General features: G+C 41.7%; 16 protein-coding genes. 3 read left to right on the top strand and 13 right to left on the bottom strand.

The genetic code is table 11. The annotated features are described in order from the left end of the window. The first annotated feature begins 300 nt into the window (after positions 1-300). Together K8P02_RS05825 and K8P02_RS05820 are read left to right on the top strand one after the other, a co-directional pair. Complete coding sequence (locus K8P02_RS05825; RefSeq protein ID WP_002562666.1) at positions 301-978, top strand: response regulator transcription factor; 678 nt, start codon at positions 301-303, stop codon at positions 976-978. A 27-nt stretch (positions 979-1,005) separates the two neighbouring features. Then, positions 1,006-2,352: a sensor histidine kinase gene (locus K8P02_RS05820; RefSeq protein WP_025867739.1), complete on the top strand. Its 1,347-nt coding sequence runs from the start codon at positions 1,006-1,008 to the stop codon at positions 2,350-2,352. On the opposite strand, the gene K8P02_RS05815 is transcribed toward K8P02_RS05820, so the two are convergent. The 7 genes from K8P02_RS05815 to K8P02_RS05785 form a co-directional block, all read right to left on the bottom strand. Next, positions 2,349-3,878: a MutS-related protein gene (locus tag K8P02_RS05815; protein ID WP_025867738.1), complete on the bottom strand. Its 1,530-nt coding sequence runs from the start codon at positions 3,876-3,878 to the stop codon at positions 2,349-2,351. The two genes, K8P02_RS05820 and K8P02_RS05815, sit on opposite strands and share 4 nt — an antisense overlap. An 89-nt stretch (positions 3,879-3,967) precedes the next feature. Beyond that, a complete protein-coding gene (locus K8P02_RS05810) occupies positions 3,968-4,315 on the bottom strand; it encodes an RNA recognition motif domain-containing protein (protein WP_002562669.1) in 348 nt (115 codons plus the stop codon). Positions 4,316-4,537: 222 nt separating this feature from the next. Further along, the gene (locus K8P02_RS05805; RefSeq protein WP_002562670.1) at positions 4,538-5,146 is read right to left on the bottom strand and encodes a DUF481 domain-containing protein; all 609 of its coding nucleotides are present in this window, start codon (positions 5,144-5,146) and stop codon (positions 4,538-4,540) included. Between the two features lie 307 nt (positions 5,147-5,453). Beyond that, on the bottom strand, positions 5,454-6,791 hold the full coding sequence (locus K8P02_RS05800; RefSeq protein ID WP_025867737.1) for an ABC transporter substrate-binding protein: 1,338 nt from the start codon (positions 6,789-6,791) through the stop codon (positions 5,454-5,456). Between the two features lie 40 nt (positions 6,792-6,831). Continuing rightward, complete coding sequence (locus K8P02_RS05795; RefSeq protein WP_002562672.1) at positions 6,832-7,638, bottom strand: ABC transporter permease; 807 nt, start codon at positions 7,636-7,638, stop codon at positions 6,832-6,834. Further along, positions 7,632-8,429 carry an ABC transporter permease gene (locus K8P02_RS05790; RefSeq protein ID WP_002562673.1) on the bottom strand — a complete coding sequence of 266 codons (798 nt, stop codon included), beginning with the start codon at positions 8,427-8,429 and terminating at the stop codon, positions 7,632-7,634. Before K8P02_RS05790 ends, K8P02_RS05795 begins: the two co-directional genes overlap by 7 nt. A gap of 17 nt (positions 8,430-8,446) precedes the next feature. Continuing rightward, entirely contained in the window at positions 8,447-9,832 is a 1,386-nt protein-coding gene (locus K8P02_RS05785; RefSeq protein ID WP_025867736.1) for an ABC transporter ATP-binding protein, read from the bottom strand. Positions 9,833-9,970: 138 nt separating this feature from the next. Between K8P02_RS05785 and K8P02_RS05780 the strand changes: the two genes are divergently transcribed. Then, complete coding sequence (locus K8P02_RS05780; RefSeq protein ID WP_122201524.1) at positions 9,971-11,071, top strand: TlpA disulfide reductase family protein; 1,101 nt, start codon at positions 9,971-9,973, stop codon at positions 11,069-11,071. Between the two features lie 238 nt (positions 11,072-11,309). On the opposite strand, the gene K8P02_RS05775 is transcribed toward K8P02_RS05780, so the two are convergent. From K8P02_RS05775 to K8P02_RS05750, 6 genes are all read right to left on the bottom strand, one after another. Beyond that, positions 11,310-13,874: a glycosyltransferase family 1 protein gene (locus K8P02_RS05775; RefSeq protein ID WP_002562676.1), complete on the bottom strand. Its 2,565-nt coding sequence runs from the start codon at positions 13,872-13,874 to the stop codon at positions 11,310-11,312. 32 nt (positions 13,875-13,906) lie between these two features. Beyond that, positions 13,907-15,568 (bottom strand): glycosyltransferase, encoded by a 1,662-nt coding sequence (locus K8P02_RS05770; RefSeq protein ID WP_007486021.1) that lies wholly within the window; start codon positions 15,566-15,568, stop codon positions 13,907-13,909. Positions 15,569-16,133: 565 nt separating this feature from the next. Next, complete coding sequence (locus K8P02_RS05765; RefSeq protein WP_002562679.1) at positions 16,134-16,595, bottom strand: V-type ATP synthase subunit K; 462 nt, start codon at positions 16,593-16,595, stop codon at positions 16,134-16,136. Between the two features lie 36 nt (positions 16,596-16,631). Continuing rightward, positions 16,632-18,449 carry a V-type ATP synthase subunit I gene (locus tag K8P02_RS05760; RefSeq protein ID WP_122201522.1) on the bottom strand — a complete coding sequence of 606 codons (1,818 nt, stop codon included), beginning with the start codon at positions 18,447-18,449 and terminating at the stop codon, positions 16,632-16,634. Further along, positions 18,446-19,051, bottom strand: coding sequence for a V-type ATP synthase subunit D (locus tag K8P02_RS05755; RefSeq protein WP_002562681.1), 606 nt, complete (start codon positions 19,049-19,051; stop codon positions 18,446-18,448). The genes K8P02_RS05760 and K8P02_RS05755 overlap by 4 nt, the downstream gene beginning before the upstream one ends. 113 nt (positions 19,052-19,164) lie before the next feature. Next, positions 19,165-20,484 (bottom strand): V-type ATP synthase subunit B, encoded by a 1,320-nt coding sequence (locus tag K8P02_RS05750; protein WP_002562682.1) that lies wholly within the window; start codon positions 20,482-20,484, stop codon positions 19,165-19,167. Positions 20,485-20,517 lie beyond the last annotated feature (33 nt).

The raw sequence follows: 20,517 nt of genomic DNA, 5'->3' as shown, positions 1-20,517 counted from the left end.
ATGGAAAGGAACGTACCTCGTAGACAAACCTACCGGAGGTCATAGAGGAGGGATGTTTTACATGTACATGTAAAGCAGCATGACATGCACATGTGGAGCAGTACGACATGCACATGTCGTACTGTATTAGATGTACATGTAAAATAATCCACCCCACCGACAAACGAAAGGTACCTCAGTGACAAACCCTACGTTCCATACGGGACCTCACATCACAAGGTTCAAAAGAAAAAACGCCGTACCCCCTGTGTCCTCTGTTGTGAATCTCGTATATTTGCAAAATACTAAAACAACTCGTTCATGGCAAAGATATTATTGGTAGAAGATGAGATAAACATTGCCTCGTTCATCGAACGCGGATTACGGGAATTCGGGCACACAGTCACCGTAGCCCATGACGGCACTTCCGGCTGGGAACTGTTGCAGAATGAAGCATTCGACTTGCTGATACTGGACATTATCATGCCCGGAACAAACGGATTGGATCTATGCAGGCAATATCGCCAGAGAGAAGGGTATCAGACCCCCGTCGTCATGCTCACGGCATTAGGTACTACCGAAGATATCGTAAAGGGACTCGATGCCGGAGCAGATGATTATCTGGTAAAACCTTTCAGTTTTCAGGAGTTGGAAGCCCGTATCAAAGCACTGCTCCGCCGGGGCAAAGAAAGCCCGGCACTGCAACTCACCTGCAACGATCTTGTATTGGACTGTAATACCCGTCGTGCCCAGCGGGGAGAGTTCACCATTGACCTCACCGTAAAGGAATACCGCCTTTTAGAGTACTTTATGACACACCAGGGCACCGTTCTCTCGCGCCTTACCCTGTTGAAAGATGTGTGGGACAAGAACTTCGATACCAACACCAATGTGGTAGATGTCTACGTAAACTATCTGCGAAATAAGATAGATAAAGATTTCGAGACGAAACTCATTCATACGGTTGTGGGAATGGGGTACATCATGGGAATACAATAACAAAAAAGATGTAGGGAGGTACAAAAGATGAAAATAGGATCCAGGATAGCACTGTTTTATACCATCATCACCGTAGGAGCCATCACTGCGGTGGTTATGGTATTCTACTTTTTCACCTCTCGGTATATCAATCACCTCTATGACTCTTACCTGATAGAGAAGGCTTATCTGACTGCTCAGAAACATTGGGAAAAAGATGAGGTAGACGAATACAGTTACCGCGAAATTCAGCAGAAGTACAACGAGCTACTGCCACAGGCGCAAGAGATATTGCTGAATATGGACAGTGTACCGATGGCTGTAAACGATTCTCTGAACAAATACCTCGACAGCAACCAGCAGGCACGCCTGTTCAAAGATCTCCCGGTCTCCTTCGTTTATGGCAAGCTGAGAGGCGCTGCACTCCACTACCCCGACAATGAAGGCGACTTTATTGTTTTGGTAATGGCAAACAATACCTATGGATACGAGATTCAAAAGCATATCCTTCTGCTCGCCGTATTCCTCCTGCTGATAAGCTGCGGCCTCATCTATCTCCTCGGAAGAATTTATGCCAACCGTATTCTGCGTCCTTTGCAGCACATCCTCAAAGAGCTGAAACGCATTCGCGGAAACAATCTGAATGTACGGATGAAAACCTTCGATAACAAAGACGAACTGGACGAACTTATCAGAACCCTGAATGAAATGCTAGACAGGATAGATACTGCATTCCAGGCAGAAAAGTCATTCATCAGCAATGCCTCGCATGAACTGAATAACCCGCTCACCGCCATTCAAGGAGAATGTGAAATCAGCCTGCTCAAAGAACGTTCTGCTACGGAATACATAGACTCGCTGCAACGCATCTCCACAGAAAGCAAGCGCATCACCCAACTGATAAAACACCTGCTTTTCCTCTCCCGCCAGGATGAAGATATATTGCAAAACGCTAAGGAGAAGATAGACCTCGTTGTGCTCCTGCGCGACTTATGCCTGCAATATCCACAAGTGACATTCAACACGAATGAGACAGATGGAAGCGTCCATATCACAGCCAACTTCTATCTGCTGCGTATCGCACTGCAAAACATAATAGATAATGCCCGGAAGTACTCAAAAGAGCAGGTAGACGTCAGTTTAAGCATTCGTGAAGATTGCCCGGTCATTGAGGTAAAAGACTACGGGATCGGCATTCCGGAGAAAGAAATACATCATATCTTCCACTCCTTTTACCGGGCAAGCAACACCCGCGAGTATACAGGACAGGGAATCGGACTGAGCTTATCTATGAAGATATTATCAGTGTATGGTGGTAAGATAACAATCGATTCAGAAGTAAACTGCTACACCAAAGTAACGATGACTTTTCCACACATCCGAAAACAGAATTAAAATCCGCAAATCCGGCCTACTACCCCATATGCTTCCTGTATTACCTCTTGCGGATAACCGCAAATATCAAGAATGCGTATGGCATTGCGTTCTGTCACCGGGCCGGACTTCAGTTTGTAATCAAAAGACAGTACCCCGTCTTCTACACTTTCGCAGAAGTGATACAAGTCATATTCAGCTTTCAACAGGGAGGCAAGTTCAATGTCATGGGTAGAGATAAACACAAGGTTTCTTTGCACCACCAATGCCGAAAGCACTGCTTTGGCTATGGCAATCCGCTCAATTGTATTAGTCCCCTTAAACAATTCATCCAGCAGAAACAGATGGTTTCCTTCCCGGCTCAGATCAATCATCTCCTTAACGGTCTGTACTTCTTGCAGAAAGAAACTTTTTCCTTCCATTAAGCTATCTTCCATATGAATAGCAGAAGCCAACTTCAAATCCGGAGAAGAACAAAAATGATGTGCAAAACAAGTATGCAGCGCTCCTGCAGAAAGCAGATTCACTCCTATTGAACGGATAAAACTCGTCTTTCCTGACATATTAGAGCCGGTAATCAATGCAGATTTACCATGGAGGGTAATAGCATTGGAAACACAATTTTCTATCAGCGGGTGGTAGATATCCTCTACCTGAAATGAAATCTCTTCTGGGCAAGACTCTGGCAATGAATAGTAAGGTAATTTACTCCGAAACTCAGAAACAGAACATAAAACATCTATCAGCCCGAAAAAGCGGAATACCTGTTCCAACTTCTGCTGTTTTCCCTGTAAAAGAAAAAAAGCACGGGATGCTGAGATTGCCTCGGTCAGAAAAAACATGTTAAACAACTCAGTAAATAAATAAACCATAAAAGCCAAATCGCTTTCAAGGCGGATGCTCAGACGGAAAGAAGCTAAACGTTTCCTCAATGGCATTAAGTCGGACAACACTTCCGTTATCTCTTTATTAGTTGAGAGGCAGAGCGGCCGTTTCGTTAACTTCTCTGACTGCTTCAACAAATTCAATAATTGTGGCACAGAAAACAAATATGCCTGCATCTCTGTCTTTTTACGATAGTGCAACACAAGGTTTACAAGCAGCCCTGCCAACATTAACCAGAGAAACCCGACAGAAGAGGTGACGTATAATAATCCCAACGAAAGTGCCGGAATGAATTGCAATACCCTCAGTAATAAGTAGAAAGAACGTGAACAGACCGGATGAGTGGCCGAGAACAACGAGGCAATCGAACAGGCATCCACATGATTCAGTTTTTTCAACTCATTTTGGATATCACGGCGCAAAACAGTATCAGCAGAAAGAGAATCGAGCATTTTCTCCTGACCCGCCACCTCTGACGTACGGTTATAGTGTAATACATCATATAAATACTGTCTGCCTACACAAGAAGAAGTATGGTCGGCAAACAGGAAAAAATCATCCAGATTCAAGTCTTCCCAGGTCCGTTCGGACAGTAAACTATTTGTGTCCGTCGTGGCTTTATACTCATGATAAAGTGCAATGTCTGATAGTGTTTCTCTCATCCTACAAATATATAAAAAGAAAGGCATCCAAAGAATATCTTTGAATGCCTTTTTACTATGCGTACATAGCGTTTCCGCTTTTCGTCAGATTAATATCTGTCACGACCGCCACCGTAGCCACCGCCACGATTACCGCCACCGTAACCACCGCCACGATTGCCACCGCCGTTATAGCTGCGACGCGGAGCAGATTCTTCCTTAGGACGAGCTACAGATACAGCAAGCTTTCTGCCATCTATTTCTGCTTCGTTCAATGCTGAAATAGCCTTATTACCGGCTTCTTCATCTGCCATCTCCACGAAACCATAACCTTTAGAACGGCCAGTCTCTCTGTCAGAAATAACTCTCGCTGAGGCTACTTCTCCATACTCTGCAAACAACTCTGTTAAATCGGAATCGCTAATGTTATAGCTCAATCCTGCAATAAAAATGTTCATCGAAAAAAAATAATTAATTCTTAAATAATAAAATGATTTTGTTAGAGAAGTCTTGTTAAGGAGATAAATAACTCTGCAATAATATTGAGAAGGAACCGATCTTACTTATCAGAAATCTTTAAAACGTGGTAAATATAGACATTAAGTGGGGATTTAGAAAAAAAAAAGGCAATTTCTTTAAAAATAAATGCAAAAAAGGTGGGACGGTATTACAAATACAGCTCAAAAACAAAAAATTAAACCAGTCAGATACATCCATTCCCACTTCCTTAGAACAGTATTGTACTGATAATAAACACCTGTTTTCAGCTGAAATTTATTATTAAACTGATAAGTAACGCCTCCTCCTGTTCCCATTGTGTAAAGACTGCGCGGTGTGTGATACCTATCGGATATATAGTTGGTAGAAAGATAAAGCGAAAGCTTTTTTGTCAGTTTATAATCGGCTTCAGCTTCCGACCGGACACTGTATGCAGAGTAAGTTTCTACCGGCAAAGAAGCTGAAGAGAAATAATCTCCACGAACGGTTAATCGCCGGGAAGGTTTCCAAAGAGACAGGCTTCTAAGCTGATTCGTCTGTGAGAAACGCACCGGAGTCATGCCGGGAAGAGAAGGACGCGGCCAATGAGGAACAAAAGGTTTATCGGGACGTAGAATCTCAAAGTCCGGCAACTTGACAGCAGGCAGAGGAGATTTGAAAGTCCCCGGCTTACGCTCGCCGGGGACTGAAATCAAATCATCCAGATGAAGCCCTTCAAACGGGACTTCCTGCGCCACGAGAGTAACAGAACAGAATAGACATAGAATAGTATAGATGCAAATTTCCCTCATACGGCGTCTGGTTTTATCCATTAGACGCTCACATGAGGGAAATGCTGCAAACAAATTAATTAAAAATTGATAATCGATTAAGACTGTGTAGTAATGAATGCATTTCACCACAGAGTAACACGGAGTTCCACAGAGTAGTATTTGTCTGATGAAACGCAGATTAACACAAATGAACGCAGATTAAAAGACTGTATTTCTTTATCTTAGATTTGTTTCCCTTTGCGAAAATCTGCGATCATCTGCGTTTCAATAAAAATTTAAACTCTGTGGAACTCCGTGTTACTCTGTGGTGAATAATGTATTAAGATTACAACGACTTCTGATTCTTCTTTCTACGGCTGCGACGTCTCTGTAACTTCTTACGCTGATATCGCTGTATGCGTTTGTAGATCATCCATCCACTCATTACACCTACCACCACAAAGATAAGAATGGTAATACCCACTCCCAGATTGTCTCCTTTGATACGAGACCATATTTCAAGCACCTCTTTGGTCTTATCACCAAAGTCACGAATCATTGCACAACGTTCTACCACACTACGGTCCGGATATTGAATACGATTGATCTGAATACTATCTGCACCGGAACCAAAAAAATAGCTCAAGTCGGAATAATAAGTCAACGTCGTATCTATTTTTTCTTCCATAATCTCGGGAGAAGCAATAGAACTTACGTATCCACAGGCATCCATATTCCGAATAGCAATATCGGGACGACACATGAAATTAATAAAATAACTGGCAGCTTTCGGGTTGCGTGCATATTTCGGAATCACCCAACCATCATACCAAATGTTGCTACCTTCCTTTGGGACTACATAATCAAGGTCCACTCCCACTGCCTCAGCCTCTTCAATAGCCCACATGGCGTCACCACTCCACGTCATATTAATCCAGGCCTTATTTTTTGTCATCATCTCTTTTCCGAAATCAGCCTCCCAGCCGGCAATATTAGGCTTCATCGCTTTGAGGTATTTCTCTACTATTGCCATCGCTTCAGGAGAATAATCGTTCATCAGTTGTTCAACCGTTACTTTTCCTTCTTCCAACTCTTTAGCATGAGAGTAGATGATAGCTGTTCCGTATGCATCACGATAAGCATCTTTCATCAGAATTTTACCGGCATATTTCTTATCCCAAAGACACTCCCAAGTGTCTACCTCCTGCTCGGTAACAAAAGCCTTGTTATAAAGAATCCCTGCTGTACCCCACATGTAACAAACTGCATATTGGTTGGCAGGACATCCCGGCTGGCTAAGTTTAGCTATCTGTTCACGGATATATGGAGAAACATTGTTCATATAATCGGGCGAATGAGCAAAAACAGTATCAATGGGCAACAGCAAATCTTTCCTTAGCATACGCTCAATGATATACTCCGAAGGACAAACGACATCAAAATCCTCGTGTCCTTTTTCAATCTTGGTAAGCATTATCTCATTGATATCAAACGTCTGATAAACAATGCGGATATCTTCTCCGGTCTGCTCCTTATAGTAAGCCTGAAAATCTTCTAATACACCCTCTCCGATATAATCAGCCCAATTGTATATCTTCAGTACCTTTCCGCGTGGCTCACCTGTGTTGTAACAACCGGTAAGTAGAAGTCCCGATAAAATAAATATAGATAGAATCTTCTTCATAAACAGTTCTTTTATAGTATACCCCCATTTCATCCTTCCATCACCGTTTTCCGTTACTCCCCGTGCGGGAAGTACCTGCTCTGCGATTAATGACAATCAATAACGCAAGAACTACCACGAAGATAATCGTAGAAAGCGGACGAAGTTCCGGCGTTAACCCTCCCTTACGGGCATCAGCATAAATATAAGTAGAAAGCGTCTCCAACCCCTCGTTACCAATGGTGAACACCGTTACTGCAAAATCATCAATTGAGAGCGTCAGTGCAAGCATGAAACCACTAATCATTCCCGGACGAATCTCCGGAATAATCACTTTACGTAATGCCTGCATCGGGGTAGCTCCCAAATCAAGAGCGGCTTCGTAAAGGTTCGGATTCATCTGTTTGAGGCGTGGTAACACACTAAGCACCACGTAAGGAGTACAAAATGTAATATGCGCCAGTACCACAGTTGTATAGCCCTGTGAGATACCTAATGAAACAAACAGCAGGAACAGAGATATACCAGTGATAATATCTCCGTTCAGAATAGGAATACTATTCACAAAACCGATAGTCTTACGGGCACGATTCTTTAAATTAAAGATGCCGATAGCTGTAACACTCCCTAACAAAGTAGAAGCTGTGGCTGCTATCAAAGCGATAGTGACCGTATTCATCAACGCATTCATCAACGAATGATGGGTTCCGGTTGTAAACAGAGAAGAGTAGAGTTTTGTTGAAAATCCGGTCCAGTTTCCCAAAACTTTGGCTTCGGTAAATGAATAGATCACTATAATCACAATCGGCGAATAAAGCAGTAACAGCAATATCCACAGATAGGTTTGAGCAAGAATCTTCTTTACCATAACCCACCTCCTTCGTTAGAATTGTCTTTATCATCCGTACTGAACAACGAGGTAGCAGCAATCAGCAACAACATAATAAGAGACAGGGCCGCACCATAGTTCCACATACTGTTGTTGATATTCTCCTGAATGGTAGTACCGAAAAGTTTTATATTGTTCATCGTCAGTAGCTCGGCAATGGCAAAAGTAGAAATAGTAGGCATAAACACCATCATAATACCACTCATCACTCCCGGCATAGACAGGGGCAGAACAGCTTTAAGAAACACCTGAACCGGATTGGCTCCCAAATCCTGTGCCGCTTCAATATAACTATGATCCATCTTCTGCAACGTATTGTAAATAGGATAAATCATGAAAGGAATAAAGTTGTACACCATACCGAAAATCAATGCTCCCTCTCCCAATGGCATACTGAAAAAATCGAATAAGGCAACAGTAGCAAGTGTACGCACCAGAATATTAACCCACATAGGAAGGATAAACAGCACTACCAAAGTTTTGGAACGGTTCAACTTGGCATTACTCAGAATCCAGGCTGCCGGATACCCCAAAAGGATACAAATAAGTGTTGTTATGATAGCTATCCCAATGGAATATACAAAAGTGTTGATCGCCTCATGGTGAGTAAAGAACTTCTCAAAGTTCTCTAATGTAAGATGCCCGCTGTCATCGGTAAATGCATAGACCACAATAAGAAGCAACGGAATAACAACGAATATCGCCGAAAAGATAATGTAAGGGAGGGTCCAACTCTTACGTGATGAAAAAAAGATTGATAACTTATTCACCTCTTTACTTTTAATTTCTAATTATTAATTATCCGGATTCCGTCTGGAGGGATAGTAATACCTACACGATCGCCATCATCCCATACGTCATTCGTATCTACAAAAACATTCTCGTCCCAATCCGACCACACTGTCAGATGATAGTGGTCTCCCTTGTAAAGGATAAATTTCACATCTCCCGTCAGCATACCATCTTCTTCATTATCCTGCAAAATGATTTTGTCGAAGTCTACTTCTACACGGACATCTGTACCGGCAGCAATATCAGAAACAGGAGCACACTCAAAGTTGCATCCGAGAAATTCTACATGCGTATCATCAACCAGTTTTCCTTCAAAAGTATTGCAGACACGCTCTTTTCTCATAATATGAATATCGAACGGTTTCACCAGTAATCCTACCTCAGCACCGACTTCAAAATGATGATAATCCTGCACCAGAAATTCATATCCATTGCAAAGTACCGTCATTTCATAATGTACTCCTTTGAATACAGAAGACTGCACTACTCCCACCAGCTGTGCCATGTCAGACACAGGAAAGATGTATAAATCTTCCGGACGAATCACCACATCCACCGGCACATTCTCACCAAAACCTTCGTCCACACATTCGAACTCGGTTCCGCAAAAACGGACCAGCTTATCTTTCAGCATCGTTCCGTTCAGGATATTACTTTCACCTATAAAGTCAGCAACAAATGAGTTGATCGGTTCATTATATATATCAATCGGCGTACCAATCTGCTGGATCTTTCCTTCGCTCATCACCACAATAGTGTCACTCAGTGTCAATGCCTCTTCCTGATCATGCGTCACATACACAAATGTGATACCTAACCTCTTGTGCATTTCCTTCAACTCCATCTGCATGTCTTTGCGCATCTTGAGGTCAAGCGCTGCCAATGGTTCGTCAAGCAACAATACTTCCGGCCCATTGACAATGGCACGGGCAATAGCTACCCGTTGTTGTTGCCCACCCGAAAGCGAATCTACATCACGATATTCATAATCCGTCATACCCACCATCTTCAAAGCAGCTTTCACTTTCTTTTCAATCACCTGCTTTGGTGTCTTTTTCAGCTTCAAACCGAAAGCAATATTATCATACACATTCAGATGTGGGAAAAGAGCGTACTTTTGAAACACGGTATTCACCGGGCGCTTATGGGGCGGTGTCTGTGTTATTTCCTTACCAGATATCTTTATTTCACCCTCCGTAGCGGTCTGAAAACCAGCAATAAGACGCAACAATGTGGTTTTACCACAACCCGAAGGTCCGAGAATCGTCACGAATTCTCCCTTCTTCACGTTTAAGGTCACATTATCCAAAGCGGTCTTTTCGCCAAAGAACTTCGATACGGCATTAACCTCAATAATGGATTTGTTTTCTTGCATATTCATACTCAATTTGGGATGCAAAGGTACACATTTCTATGATTTCCTCCTACGTGTTAATCTAATATAACAGAGTTTTCCCATGATAAGACTGAAAAATAATCTATCTTTGCATAAATATTTATTCACTAATCTCACAAAAGCATGAAAAAGTTAACTTATTTGTTCGTTGCTGCAGCCGCTTTAGGCATGGTAGCATGTAACGGCAACAAACCCGGCTACGTTATCACCGGTACAGTAGAAGGAGCGGCAGACGGTGACACTGTATTTCTACAGGAAGTAGTAGGCAGACAACTTAGCAAACTGGATACTGCAATTATTACAAAAGGAACCTTTACCTTTGAAGGTGTGCAGGATTCTGCTGTCAACCGTTACATTACATCCGGTAAGGGTAACGAGGCTTTACTTATAGACTTCTTCCTTGAAAACGGTAAGATCAATATAGCACTGACCAGAGATAATGATTCGGCAACCGGTACAGCCAACAATGATGCATATCAGGAAATCCGTAATAAGATCAATGCGTTGAATCAGAAAGCAACTCCTCTTTATGAATCAATGAGAAGTGCCGATATAACCGATGAGCAGAAAGAAGCTAATATGAAGGAACTTGAAAAACTCGAAGAAGAGTTGGGACAAGTTTACAAAGAAGGTATCGAGAAGAATATCACAAACCCTGTCGGTATTCATCTGTTCAAAAGCAATTATTATAATATGACAACTGCTGAGAATGATGCTTTACTACAACAGATCCCGGCTCAATTCCAGAATGACGAAACAATCGTAAAGATCAAGGAAATGACCGAAAAGCAAAAGAAGACTGCCGTAGGGCAAAAATTCATTGACTTCGAAATGTTGACTCCCGACGGAAAACCTGTGAAATTGTCTGATTATGTAGGCAAAGGTAAAGTTGTTCTTATTGATTTCTGGGCAAGCTGGTGCGGTCCTTGTCGTCGCGAAATGCCTAATCTCGTAGATGCTTACGCTAAATATAAAGGTAAAAACTTTGAGATTGTTGGCGTATCACTCGACCAGAGTGCCGATGCATGGAAAGAATCTATCAAGAATCTGAAAATCACATGGCCACAGATGTCCGATCTGAAATACTGGGGTAGCGAAGGTGCACAACTGTATGCTGTAAACAGTATTCCTCATACCATTCTGATTGACGGTGAAGGTACAATCATCGCACGTGGACTCCACGGCGAAGGACTCCAAACCAAACTGGCTGAAGTACTGAAATAAAAAAGTATCGTGAGGGTGCGTCAATAAAGTAAATTAACCATCATTAAAACGCAGATTAACGCTAATTTACGCAAAGATTAAATTAAATCCGCGGTCATTTGTGTTAATCTGCGTTTCTAAAGTTACATATCGATAGCTTTCTCAGACTTTTGACACATCTTCATGTACAAATAATTAGCCCTTGCAATATTTTACTATTGCAAGGGCTATTTTTATTATAATACTTTATAGTTGTTTGTTACACAAACCAGCGTACGTAGCAGAAGTCCTGACGATGAGGAAGATCCGGGTTCTTTGGGAACATACGGTAAGATACCTTAAAACTTCCTGCATTAGACAAGCTGTGTTTTGCCTGGAATGTATACAGGTTGCCTTCCTTCTTGATAACACTGAACGGCTCTACCGAATAAACATGTTGCTTATCATCGGCAGTCGTATAAGTGGTCACTAACTCGAGTCCTACGGCATCATTCAAGCCTTTTTCATCGATTACGTAAGTGATTGTATACTCTTTTCCGCTTTCAATAGCTCCCTTCACAAGCTCTTCAGTCTTTTCGCAAGATACAATTTCAATTGAATCCCACTTCGCTACTACTTCCTCTTTCCATGCTGCTATCTCTTTCGCTTTGGCATTATCATTAGCAGACAACATCTGGAAACGTTTTGCTTCTTTGATATAGAACTTATTATAATAATCATCAAGCTGGCGCTTCATTGTATAGTGAGGAGCAATCTGAGCAATAGAGTTCTTTATAGTCTTCACCCAACCTTCAGAATATCCCTTCTTATTACGTGCATAATACAACGGCAGGATTTCTGTTTCAAGGATACTGTAAATAGTCGCAGCATCCAACTGGTCCTGATGATCCTGATTCTGGTAAGTACGTTTTTCTGTTAACGCCCAACCTGCACCTTCACGGTAACCTTCCAGCCACCATCCATCAAGTACAGAGAAGTTAACCACACCATTCATCAACGCTTTCTCACCGGATGTACCCGATGCTTCCAACGGACGAGTCGGAGTATTCAACCAAATATCAACTCCGGACACCAGACGGCGTGCTAACTGCATATCATAATTTTCGAGGAAGATAATCTTACCTAAGAATTCCGGACGGCGGGAGATCTCAATAATTCTCTTAATCAAACCTTGACCGGCACCATCATGCGGGTGAGCCTTACCTGTGAAAAGGAATTGTACTGGATAATCAGGATTGTTAACAATCTTAGCTAAACGTTCCAGGTCAGTAAACAACAGATGAGCACGTTTGTAGGTAGCAAAACGACGGCCGAAACCAATCAGTAATGCGTTAGGGTTGATCTTATCCATTAATGAAACAATACGTGAAGGATCACCCTGGTTCTTCAGCCATGTTTCACGGAACTGCTTGCGGATGTAATCCACCAGCTTGTTCTTCATGGTCATACGAGTCTTCCAGATTTCCTCATCGGATACATTGTAGATAGCTTCCCAAATCTTCGGGTTAGACTGATCATACAAAAAGTTTTCATTAAAATATTTAGCGTACAGTTGCTTCCACTCCGTAGCACTCCAAGTTGGGAAGTGAACACCATTAGTAACATAACCTACATGACTCTCTTCAGGGAAGTAACCTTTCCAGATAGAAGCAAACATCTCCTGAGAAACTTTTCCATGCAACCAGCTTACACCATTTACTTCCTGAGAAGTATTGCAAGCAAATACAGACATACAGAAACGCTCTCCCTTATCACCTGGATTGTTACGTCCAAGATCCATCAGATCATCCCAGCTGATGCCCATCATTGCAGGATATCCACCCATATATTTGCCAAAAAGACCTTCATCGAAGTAGTCATGTCCGGCAGGAACCGGAGTATGGACTGTATAAAGAGAAGAAGCACGAACCAACTCGATAGACTGGTCAAATGTCAGGCCAGTAGCCACATAATCACAGATACGCTGAACATTGATCAGTGCAGCATGTCCTTCGTTGCAATGATAGACGTCCTTCTTGATACCCAGAGCTTTCAATGTCAGGATACCACCGATACCCAACAGGATTTCCTGTTTCAAACGATTTTCCCAGTCACCACCATACAGCTGATGAGTAATAGGACGGTCAAATTCACTGTTCAGCTCATTATCCGTATCCAACAGATATAAAGAGATACGGCCCACATTCACGCGCCATACGTTAGCATGTACAAAGTAGTTCATATAAGGCACAGCTACTACCATCGGTTTACCGTCAGCATCAAGAACACGGTCGATAGGCAATTGCCCAAAGTTCTGCGCTTCGTAATTGGCAATCTGTTGTCCATCCATAGACAAAGACTGAGTAAAATAGCCATAACGATAAAGGAAACCTACTGCACAAAGGTCTACATTACTATCAGAGGCCTCTTTCAGATAGTCACCGGCAAGAACACCCAGACCACCGGAATATATTTTAAGAACGTGAGTCAAGCCATATTCCATACTGAAATAAGCTACTGACGGACGAGTAGTGTCCGGTTTCACATCCATATAATCTCTAAACTTGGAATACACATCATTCATGCGTCTCAAAATCACTTTGTCTTTAGACAAAGCTTCCAGTTTCTCATAACTCATACGTTCTAGAAGAAGCACCGGATTCTGACCAACCTCTTTCCAAAGAGCCGGATCCAGATCAGAGAACAATTCAGTAGCCTCATAATTCCAGGACCACCAAATGTTCCGAGCTATTTCAGATAGTTTTTCTAATTCTACCGGAACGCGGGATTTTACAGTTACCTCTTTCCAGTTCGGAGTGTTCACATTACTAACTTTAACTTTCATAATGTTTATGATTTACTTGTTGATGAATAAATTTAATTCAGCTGACGTTTCATTGCACTGCGTAAAGCAATGTCATAAGCCTCATAATAATATCTAATAAAGTGCTTCCACAACGCCTGTTCTGCGATTTCGGCTGCATGTTTGCGGATTTCCTTTACTTCATTTTCTGTTTTTCCTGAAAATAGAGAGATAGTATCTTTAATGCCATCGGCCACTTCGGAATAGTTGTAATCCGACCGATGTAATACTTCTACTCCATCATTAATGCCATGCTGATTTTTCAGGCTTTTCACCCAAAGGCCAAAACCGGCAAGGTCAGTTGTTATAGTAGGTACCCGGAAAGCAACACTTTCTAATGGCGTATATCCCCATGGTTCATAATAAGAAGGATAAACACTCAAATCCTGACCTAACAACAGATCATAATAGTCCTTATTTAATATACCATCTCTACCATTCAGGTAACATGGTACAAATATCACTTTCACTTTATCTTCCGGACGATTATTCATTCCCAGATATTTCAGCATATCAAGCACCTGATCATGTGTCATATTATGCAACCAGTGTGTTATAAAAGGTACTTCCAGCGGCGTATCAAACTTCTCTTTACTCTTCAGACGCGCTTGCAAGTCCTCCCGTGGATCTCCCACCCAACCAGGTACATTGACAAATGCTAATACCTCTCTCTTTAAATTCTTATCGCGATTAAGGCGATTCAATGACTCTAAAAAGACGTCGATACCTTTATTCTTAAATTCATAACGCCCACTGGTTCCGATAATTAACGTGTCATCACCCAAATTTGTTCCCATTAATTTGTTGGCAACATTCAGCATCGCCGAACGGGCACGTTTACGTTTACCTGTGAAAGTACTTCCTTTCGGTACAAAATCATCTTCAAAACCATTCATCAGCACTACATCTGCCGACTTTTCAAGCAACTCCTTACACTCATTGTTGGTTATTTCACTCACCGTCGTAAAACAATCCACATAGTGAGCAGTCTGCTTTTCAATAGAATGTTTCGATTGCATATTCAATTCTCCAGCCATTTGATCTCCGTTATAAGCAAACAGATAATCATATAGCGGCTTATTGTTACCTGCTATGGAACGTCCGATAGACGTTGCATGAGTTGTGAAAATAGTTGCAATTTCAGGTACAGCCATTTGCAAATAAAGTGCTCCGAGGCCTGTCATCCATTCGTGTGCCTGATAAACTACTTTATCATTCTCCGTCAGATTATAGCGATAGAAGCTTTCTACTACCCTTCCGGCAGCATACGAAAACATAGAAGCTTCATCATAATCGCCATAAGCATGCAACGAATCTACTTGAAAACGATTCCACATTTCTGTATATATATCATCCTTCTTTTCAAAGAAGGGCTGAAAATCGACTAAAATAACAATGGGCTCACCCGGAATATTCCAACGTCCGACACGAACAGAAAGGTTATCTTTTTCACGTGCATACTCTTTCCATGCAGCACAAAGATTATCGGATTCAATAAACAAGGGATTATCCTTGCCTTGCCATACATCCGGGCCAATAAAGAACAATTTATCACGAAAAGCGGTTTGCAATGTGTTCGCCCTTGTAGACAGAACAGTGTAGATCCCTCCTACTTTATTGCATACCTCCCAGCTGGCTTCGAAGATATAATCGGGGGTTAATAAATCTTTTACCATACAATTGTTTAGAACTCTTTTTTATTACGTGGGTGCAAAAATACGCATTATTTATTGAAAAATAATGCTTTATGCAGAAAATATAAGCTAACGAAAGGCAACAAACGTTTGCAAAGTCCTATAAGAAGTTGCTTGAAAGGAGGAAAAAGCGATATATCCCATTTCAATGCTGACTTCTGTTTTTAAAGTATAACTTTTGAGATAAGTAATGTTTCAGAATTTAGATTCAAATAATATGTTAAGTAGTACTTCAAGTTTAGTTCATACTATGTGACAGCGTTTTATTGAGACGCAAATGATCGCAGATTTTCGCAGATTCAATAGCTGCGCTATACTTGAGCAATGATATGCTTTGCGTAAATCTGCGAGTTTCTTCGTTTCAATAATAGTATCATATAATTTTGAACGATTACTTAATGCCCCATTGACTATATTATCAACTAATTTGAAGACTACTGATAAAAACAAAAACTCCTGCAATATTTCTATTACAGGAGTCATATTCTTGTCACTTAGCAGGTTTTAAATAACACTGCCGAAAGACGTTGATTTATCAATAAGCAGATTAAGCCAATGCACTACCGATCAAGAATGTAGCAGCCAAAGCTACGATAGCGTAAAGCTCAGGGAATACGGCAAGAATCAGCGTATTACTAAATACATTATGTCCCTGTCCGATGGCAGCAATACCATTAGCACAAACCTGTCCCTGACGAATGGCAGAGAACAAAGCAACCAATCCCAAAGCAATGCCTGCGCCCAATACGGCAGAAGCCTGAATTGCCGTAATCTGAGGAGTAAGAATACCAAAAATCGTCTGGAACATAAAGTATCCGGCAAAACCATACAGACCCTGTGTACCGGGAAGCGCTGTCAATACAAGGAAGTTACCAAATGCACTATCATTCTTTTTCAACGCGCCGATAGCAGCGTTACCTGCAATAGTTACTCCGTATGCACTACCGATGCCCGACAAACCAACCATTACTGCGATGCCAATGTAGGCAATAAACAAATTCATTTCCATAATCTTATTCTATTTTATTGTTTAATTTTTAATTCTTTAATTCTTAAAAGGTTTGTACTCTTTTCCACCGCCTTCATAACCGGAATTCTTAAAAAACTCCACAAACGTCAGACGCATCGGATGAACCATTGCCCCAAGTACATTCATAAATATGTTAATAGCATGCCCGATTACAAAAATCAAGACCATTACAATAGGTCCCATAATTGCATTATCAGGGCTCATTCCCGTAGCAAGGCTATTGAACACTCCCGCCAAAATACCCCCTGAAAGCCCAAGGGCAAACAGACGAACGTACGAGAGAACATCTCCCAAAAGCCCGGTAACCATATTATAGGAATCCCACAAACCGAGTCCGATATTGAGGAAAACATTCTTTCCCGGCGTATTGAAAAGGAAGATCATAACAGCGGCAATACCAAGAATTACCAAATGTATAGTCCCCCCCATAGGCAATACCGCCGGCAACAGCGCAGAAACACCCATAGACACCAACAAGATAATCCAGCCGATAGTAGCAACAGCATACTTAAAGCCAAACTGTATTGTTTGATTTACAGCTTTCAACACCATACCAAACATAATCTGTACTACACCTAAAATCAGTGAAAGCTGGAACATATCATTATTATCCATAAATACTGCATGTTTCAACCGCTGCACAATAGGCCAGTCAAGATTATAAATATTAGCGCCAAAGAAAGTACCTGTCAACAGTCCACAGAAGAAAGTAGACGTAGCCAACACCTGAATCAGCGAGATTATTGATTTAGCTGACGGCGTCAGTTTCTTTGCCATCAAACGGTAGGCTGTAGCACCGATAAACAGGAATAATCCATATCCGGAGTCTCCCAGACAGAGCCCGAAGAAAATCATAAAGAACGGAGCAAAGAATGGAGTCAAATCCAATTCATTGTACTTCGGCAACATATACAATTTACAAATCGGCTCAAACCAAGAGAAGAATCCTTTATTATTCAGTTCAATAGGTACATTATCTTCCGGAGTAGGATCAGAAATCTCGTAATATACATGAGATGCATCCAGAAAAGCTTCAATCTCTATCTTATTACGGGCAGGGGCCCATCCTTCCAACAGCATTAGCTTTTCACCTGCAACCTGCTCCGTACTCAACACTACTTTGGAGAACTCGATATTGCTCTGCAATTCTTTCAGTGCTTCCTTCAAGGCAGGAATATCCTTTTCTGCAAGAGCAGCCAATTTCCGGTCGTTCTCAACGATAGCCTGTTCTGTATCAGCATAGAGCTGTTGCACACTCGTCAACGAATAAGCCGGAAGCTTCACCTGTTCTACATCCAGATCTACTTCTTCTCCTGCTTTTGTTAGAGTTATAAAGAATACTTTTGAAGAAATCCGATTAATCACCATTGCGTGATATTCTGTTTCCCATTCTTCCTTATAATTACCCTCAGAACAGGTGTAAAAACCGATTGTATACCCGGCATCATTCAGACGCTGAATACTCTCCGGTTCAAAATCACCCCATGCCAACAATGCATCTCGCTCTTTAGCATATGCCTGCAATTGCTGAGACAGTTTATTCTTTTCAACCTGCAGTGCATCTACTTCATCCAATACCTGCATACCCCGATCAGAAGTTCCTCCCTCTTTAACTGCAGCCGTATCTTTCTCCAGTTTTATATTCTGAAGTAATTTCAAAGTAGCTGCCAAGCGAGACGAAAGCCGAATGTTATCTTGCAGTTCCGTGTTATCTGCGGCACCTTGCTGCTTTTCTACAGTATGTACCACTCCAAGTTCGCGGAGACTATTCAGAAATGACTCATACTCCTTGTGATAAGCAAGGAATGTAATCTTCTTCATTTTTGTAATCATGCCTCTACCTCCTTCCTTTTTTCTTGTTGAGATTTCAGGATCTTCTGCGATGACTTGGATAAGTTTTCTTCATCCTCCATAAATCGTTTTATCTTTCGCAGTGCATCCTGATAGCCCGGTATCTGTACCTTCTCAAAAAGATTCACTTTCTGAGTGGTCTTTTTCCTCGCATGTTCCAACAAGTTCAGCTTGGCCAATATAAATTCTCTTTCGATAGCCGTCTGTGCAAGCTCCTTAAGCAGATGCAGACCATCTGCATACCATTTAGGGGCATTGAACATACTGTACGGACGTATCTCGAAATCAACATTTTCGAGCAATGGTACACGTACACCGGCAATCTTTTTTATGCCAAGATGAACATCATTAACCTTTATCAATGAGGCATCAAACTCATTCCAAAGTGCGAACATGGCTTCATAAGCCTGGATTTGTTTCTCCAGTCTCTCCTCCAGATCAGCCGCTTCCGTCTTACAACGTTTCACTTCCATACGTAGTGCACTCTCCTTATTTTTAATAATAGGAAGCGTACGTACCCGTACTTTCAATTGCTTTTCAAGCTGCTGAAGGGATGTCTTATTATATTGAAATTTTATAGCCATCTCGTTTATTTTACTATTTAACAATTTACAAATAGACGATTGAAATTACTTTTTTACTGCTACAATCTACATATCCTAATCGTAAATTGTAAATCGTCTAATCGTAAATTTTATTACTTAGGCCAATACTGATCTACCAGTTCCTTCTTAATATTCACCTCTTCCGGACGGAAGTACTTACCAAATAATCCCCAGGCTACATCCAACATCTCAGTTGTATCCAGATTGACATCAATGGCGAGCAACTGATTGGAATAATCCTTGGCAAAAGATAAAGTACGTTCGTCATAGTTAGTAAGGTCGAAACCATTTTCCAGCTTTGTCTTGGCGTTAGCAGCATCGGCATACAGACGTACAGCAGCATTCATCACCTGCGGATGGTCTTTACGAGTCTTTTTACCTGTTACCAACTGTTTCAAACGAGACAATGAACGGAACGGGTCAACAATAACTTTACCAATATCGCTATCACGACGCAGGAACAACTGTCCTTCAGTGATATATCCCGTATTATCAGGCACGGCATGTGTAATATCACCACCAGACAATGTAGTTACGGCAATAATAGTGATAGAACCACCATCAGGGAACTGCACAGCCTTTTCATAAATCTTTGCCAAATCCGAATAGATAGAACCAGGCATAGAGTCTTTCGAAGGGATCTGATCCATACGGTTTGACACGATTGCCAATGCATCCGCATAAGAGGTCATATCAGTAAGCAGTACCAGCACCTTTTCATTATTCTGCACAGCAAAATACTCAGCAGCTGTCAATGCCATATCCGGAACCAGCAAACGTTCTACCGGAGGATTCTCTGTTGTATTTACAAAACTGACAATACGGTCGAGTGCACCTGCATTAGAGAATACATTCTTAAAATACAGGTAGTCATCATTCGTCATACCCATACCACCAAGAATAATTTTATCGGTCTCGGCACGTAGTGCCACATTTGCCATTACCTGATTGAACGGTTGATCCGGGTCTGCAAAGAATGGAATCTTTTGTCCGGATACCAATGTATTGTTCAGGTCGATACCTGCAATACCTGTTGCAATGAGCTCCGACGGTTGTTTACGCCGAACCGGATTTACAGACGGACCACCGATTTCTACTTCCTGCCCTTCAATCTCCGGCCCTCCGTCAATCGGATCGCCAAAGGCATTGAAAAAACGACCGGCAAGCTGTTCGCTCACTTTCAGTGTAGGCGATTTACCCAGAAAAACGACTTCAGCATTCGTCGGGATACCTTCGGTTCCTTCAAATACCTGCAACGTCACTTCATCACCGGCAATCTTTACTACCTGGGCCAGTTTGCCATTTACGGTAGCCAACTCATCATACCCCACTCCCGTCGCCTTCAGCGAACAGGTTGCTTTGGTGATCTGAGTAATCTTGGTATATATTTTTTGAAATGCTTTTGTTGCCATTTATATATTTACAATTTATTCCCTACGGCCATG

Source organism: Bacteroides nordii (assembly GCF_019930665.1).
GTDB classification, from domain to species: Bacteria; Bacteroidota; Bacteroidia; order Bacteroidales; family Bacteroidaceae; genus Bacteroides; species Bacteroides nordii.
Note: the sequence above shows the minus strand (reverse complement) of the source record. Positions and strands in the feature narration are given on the sequence as shown.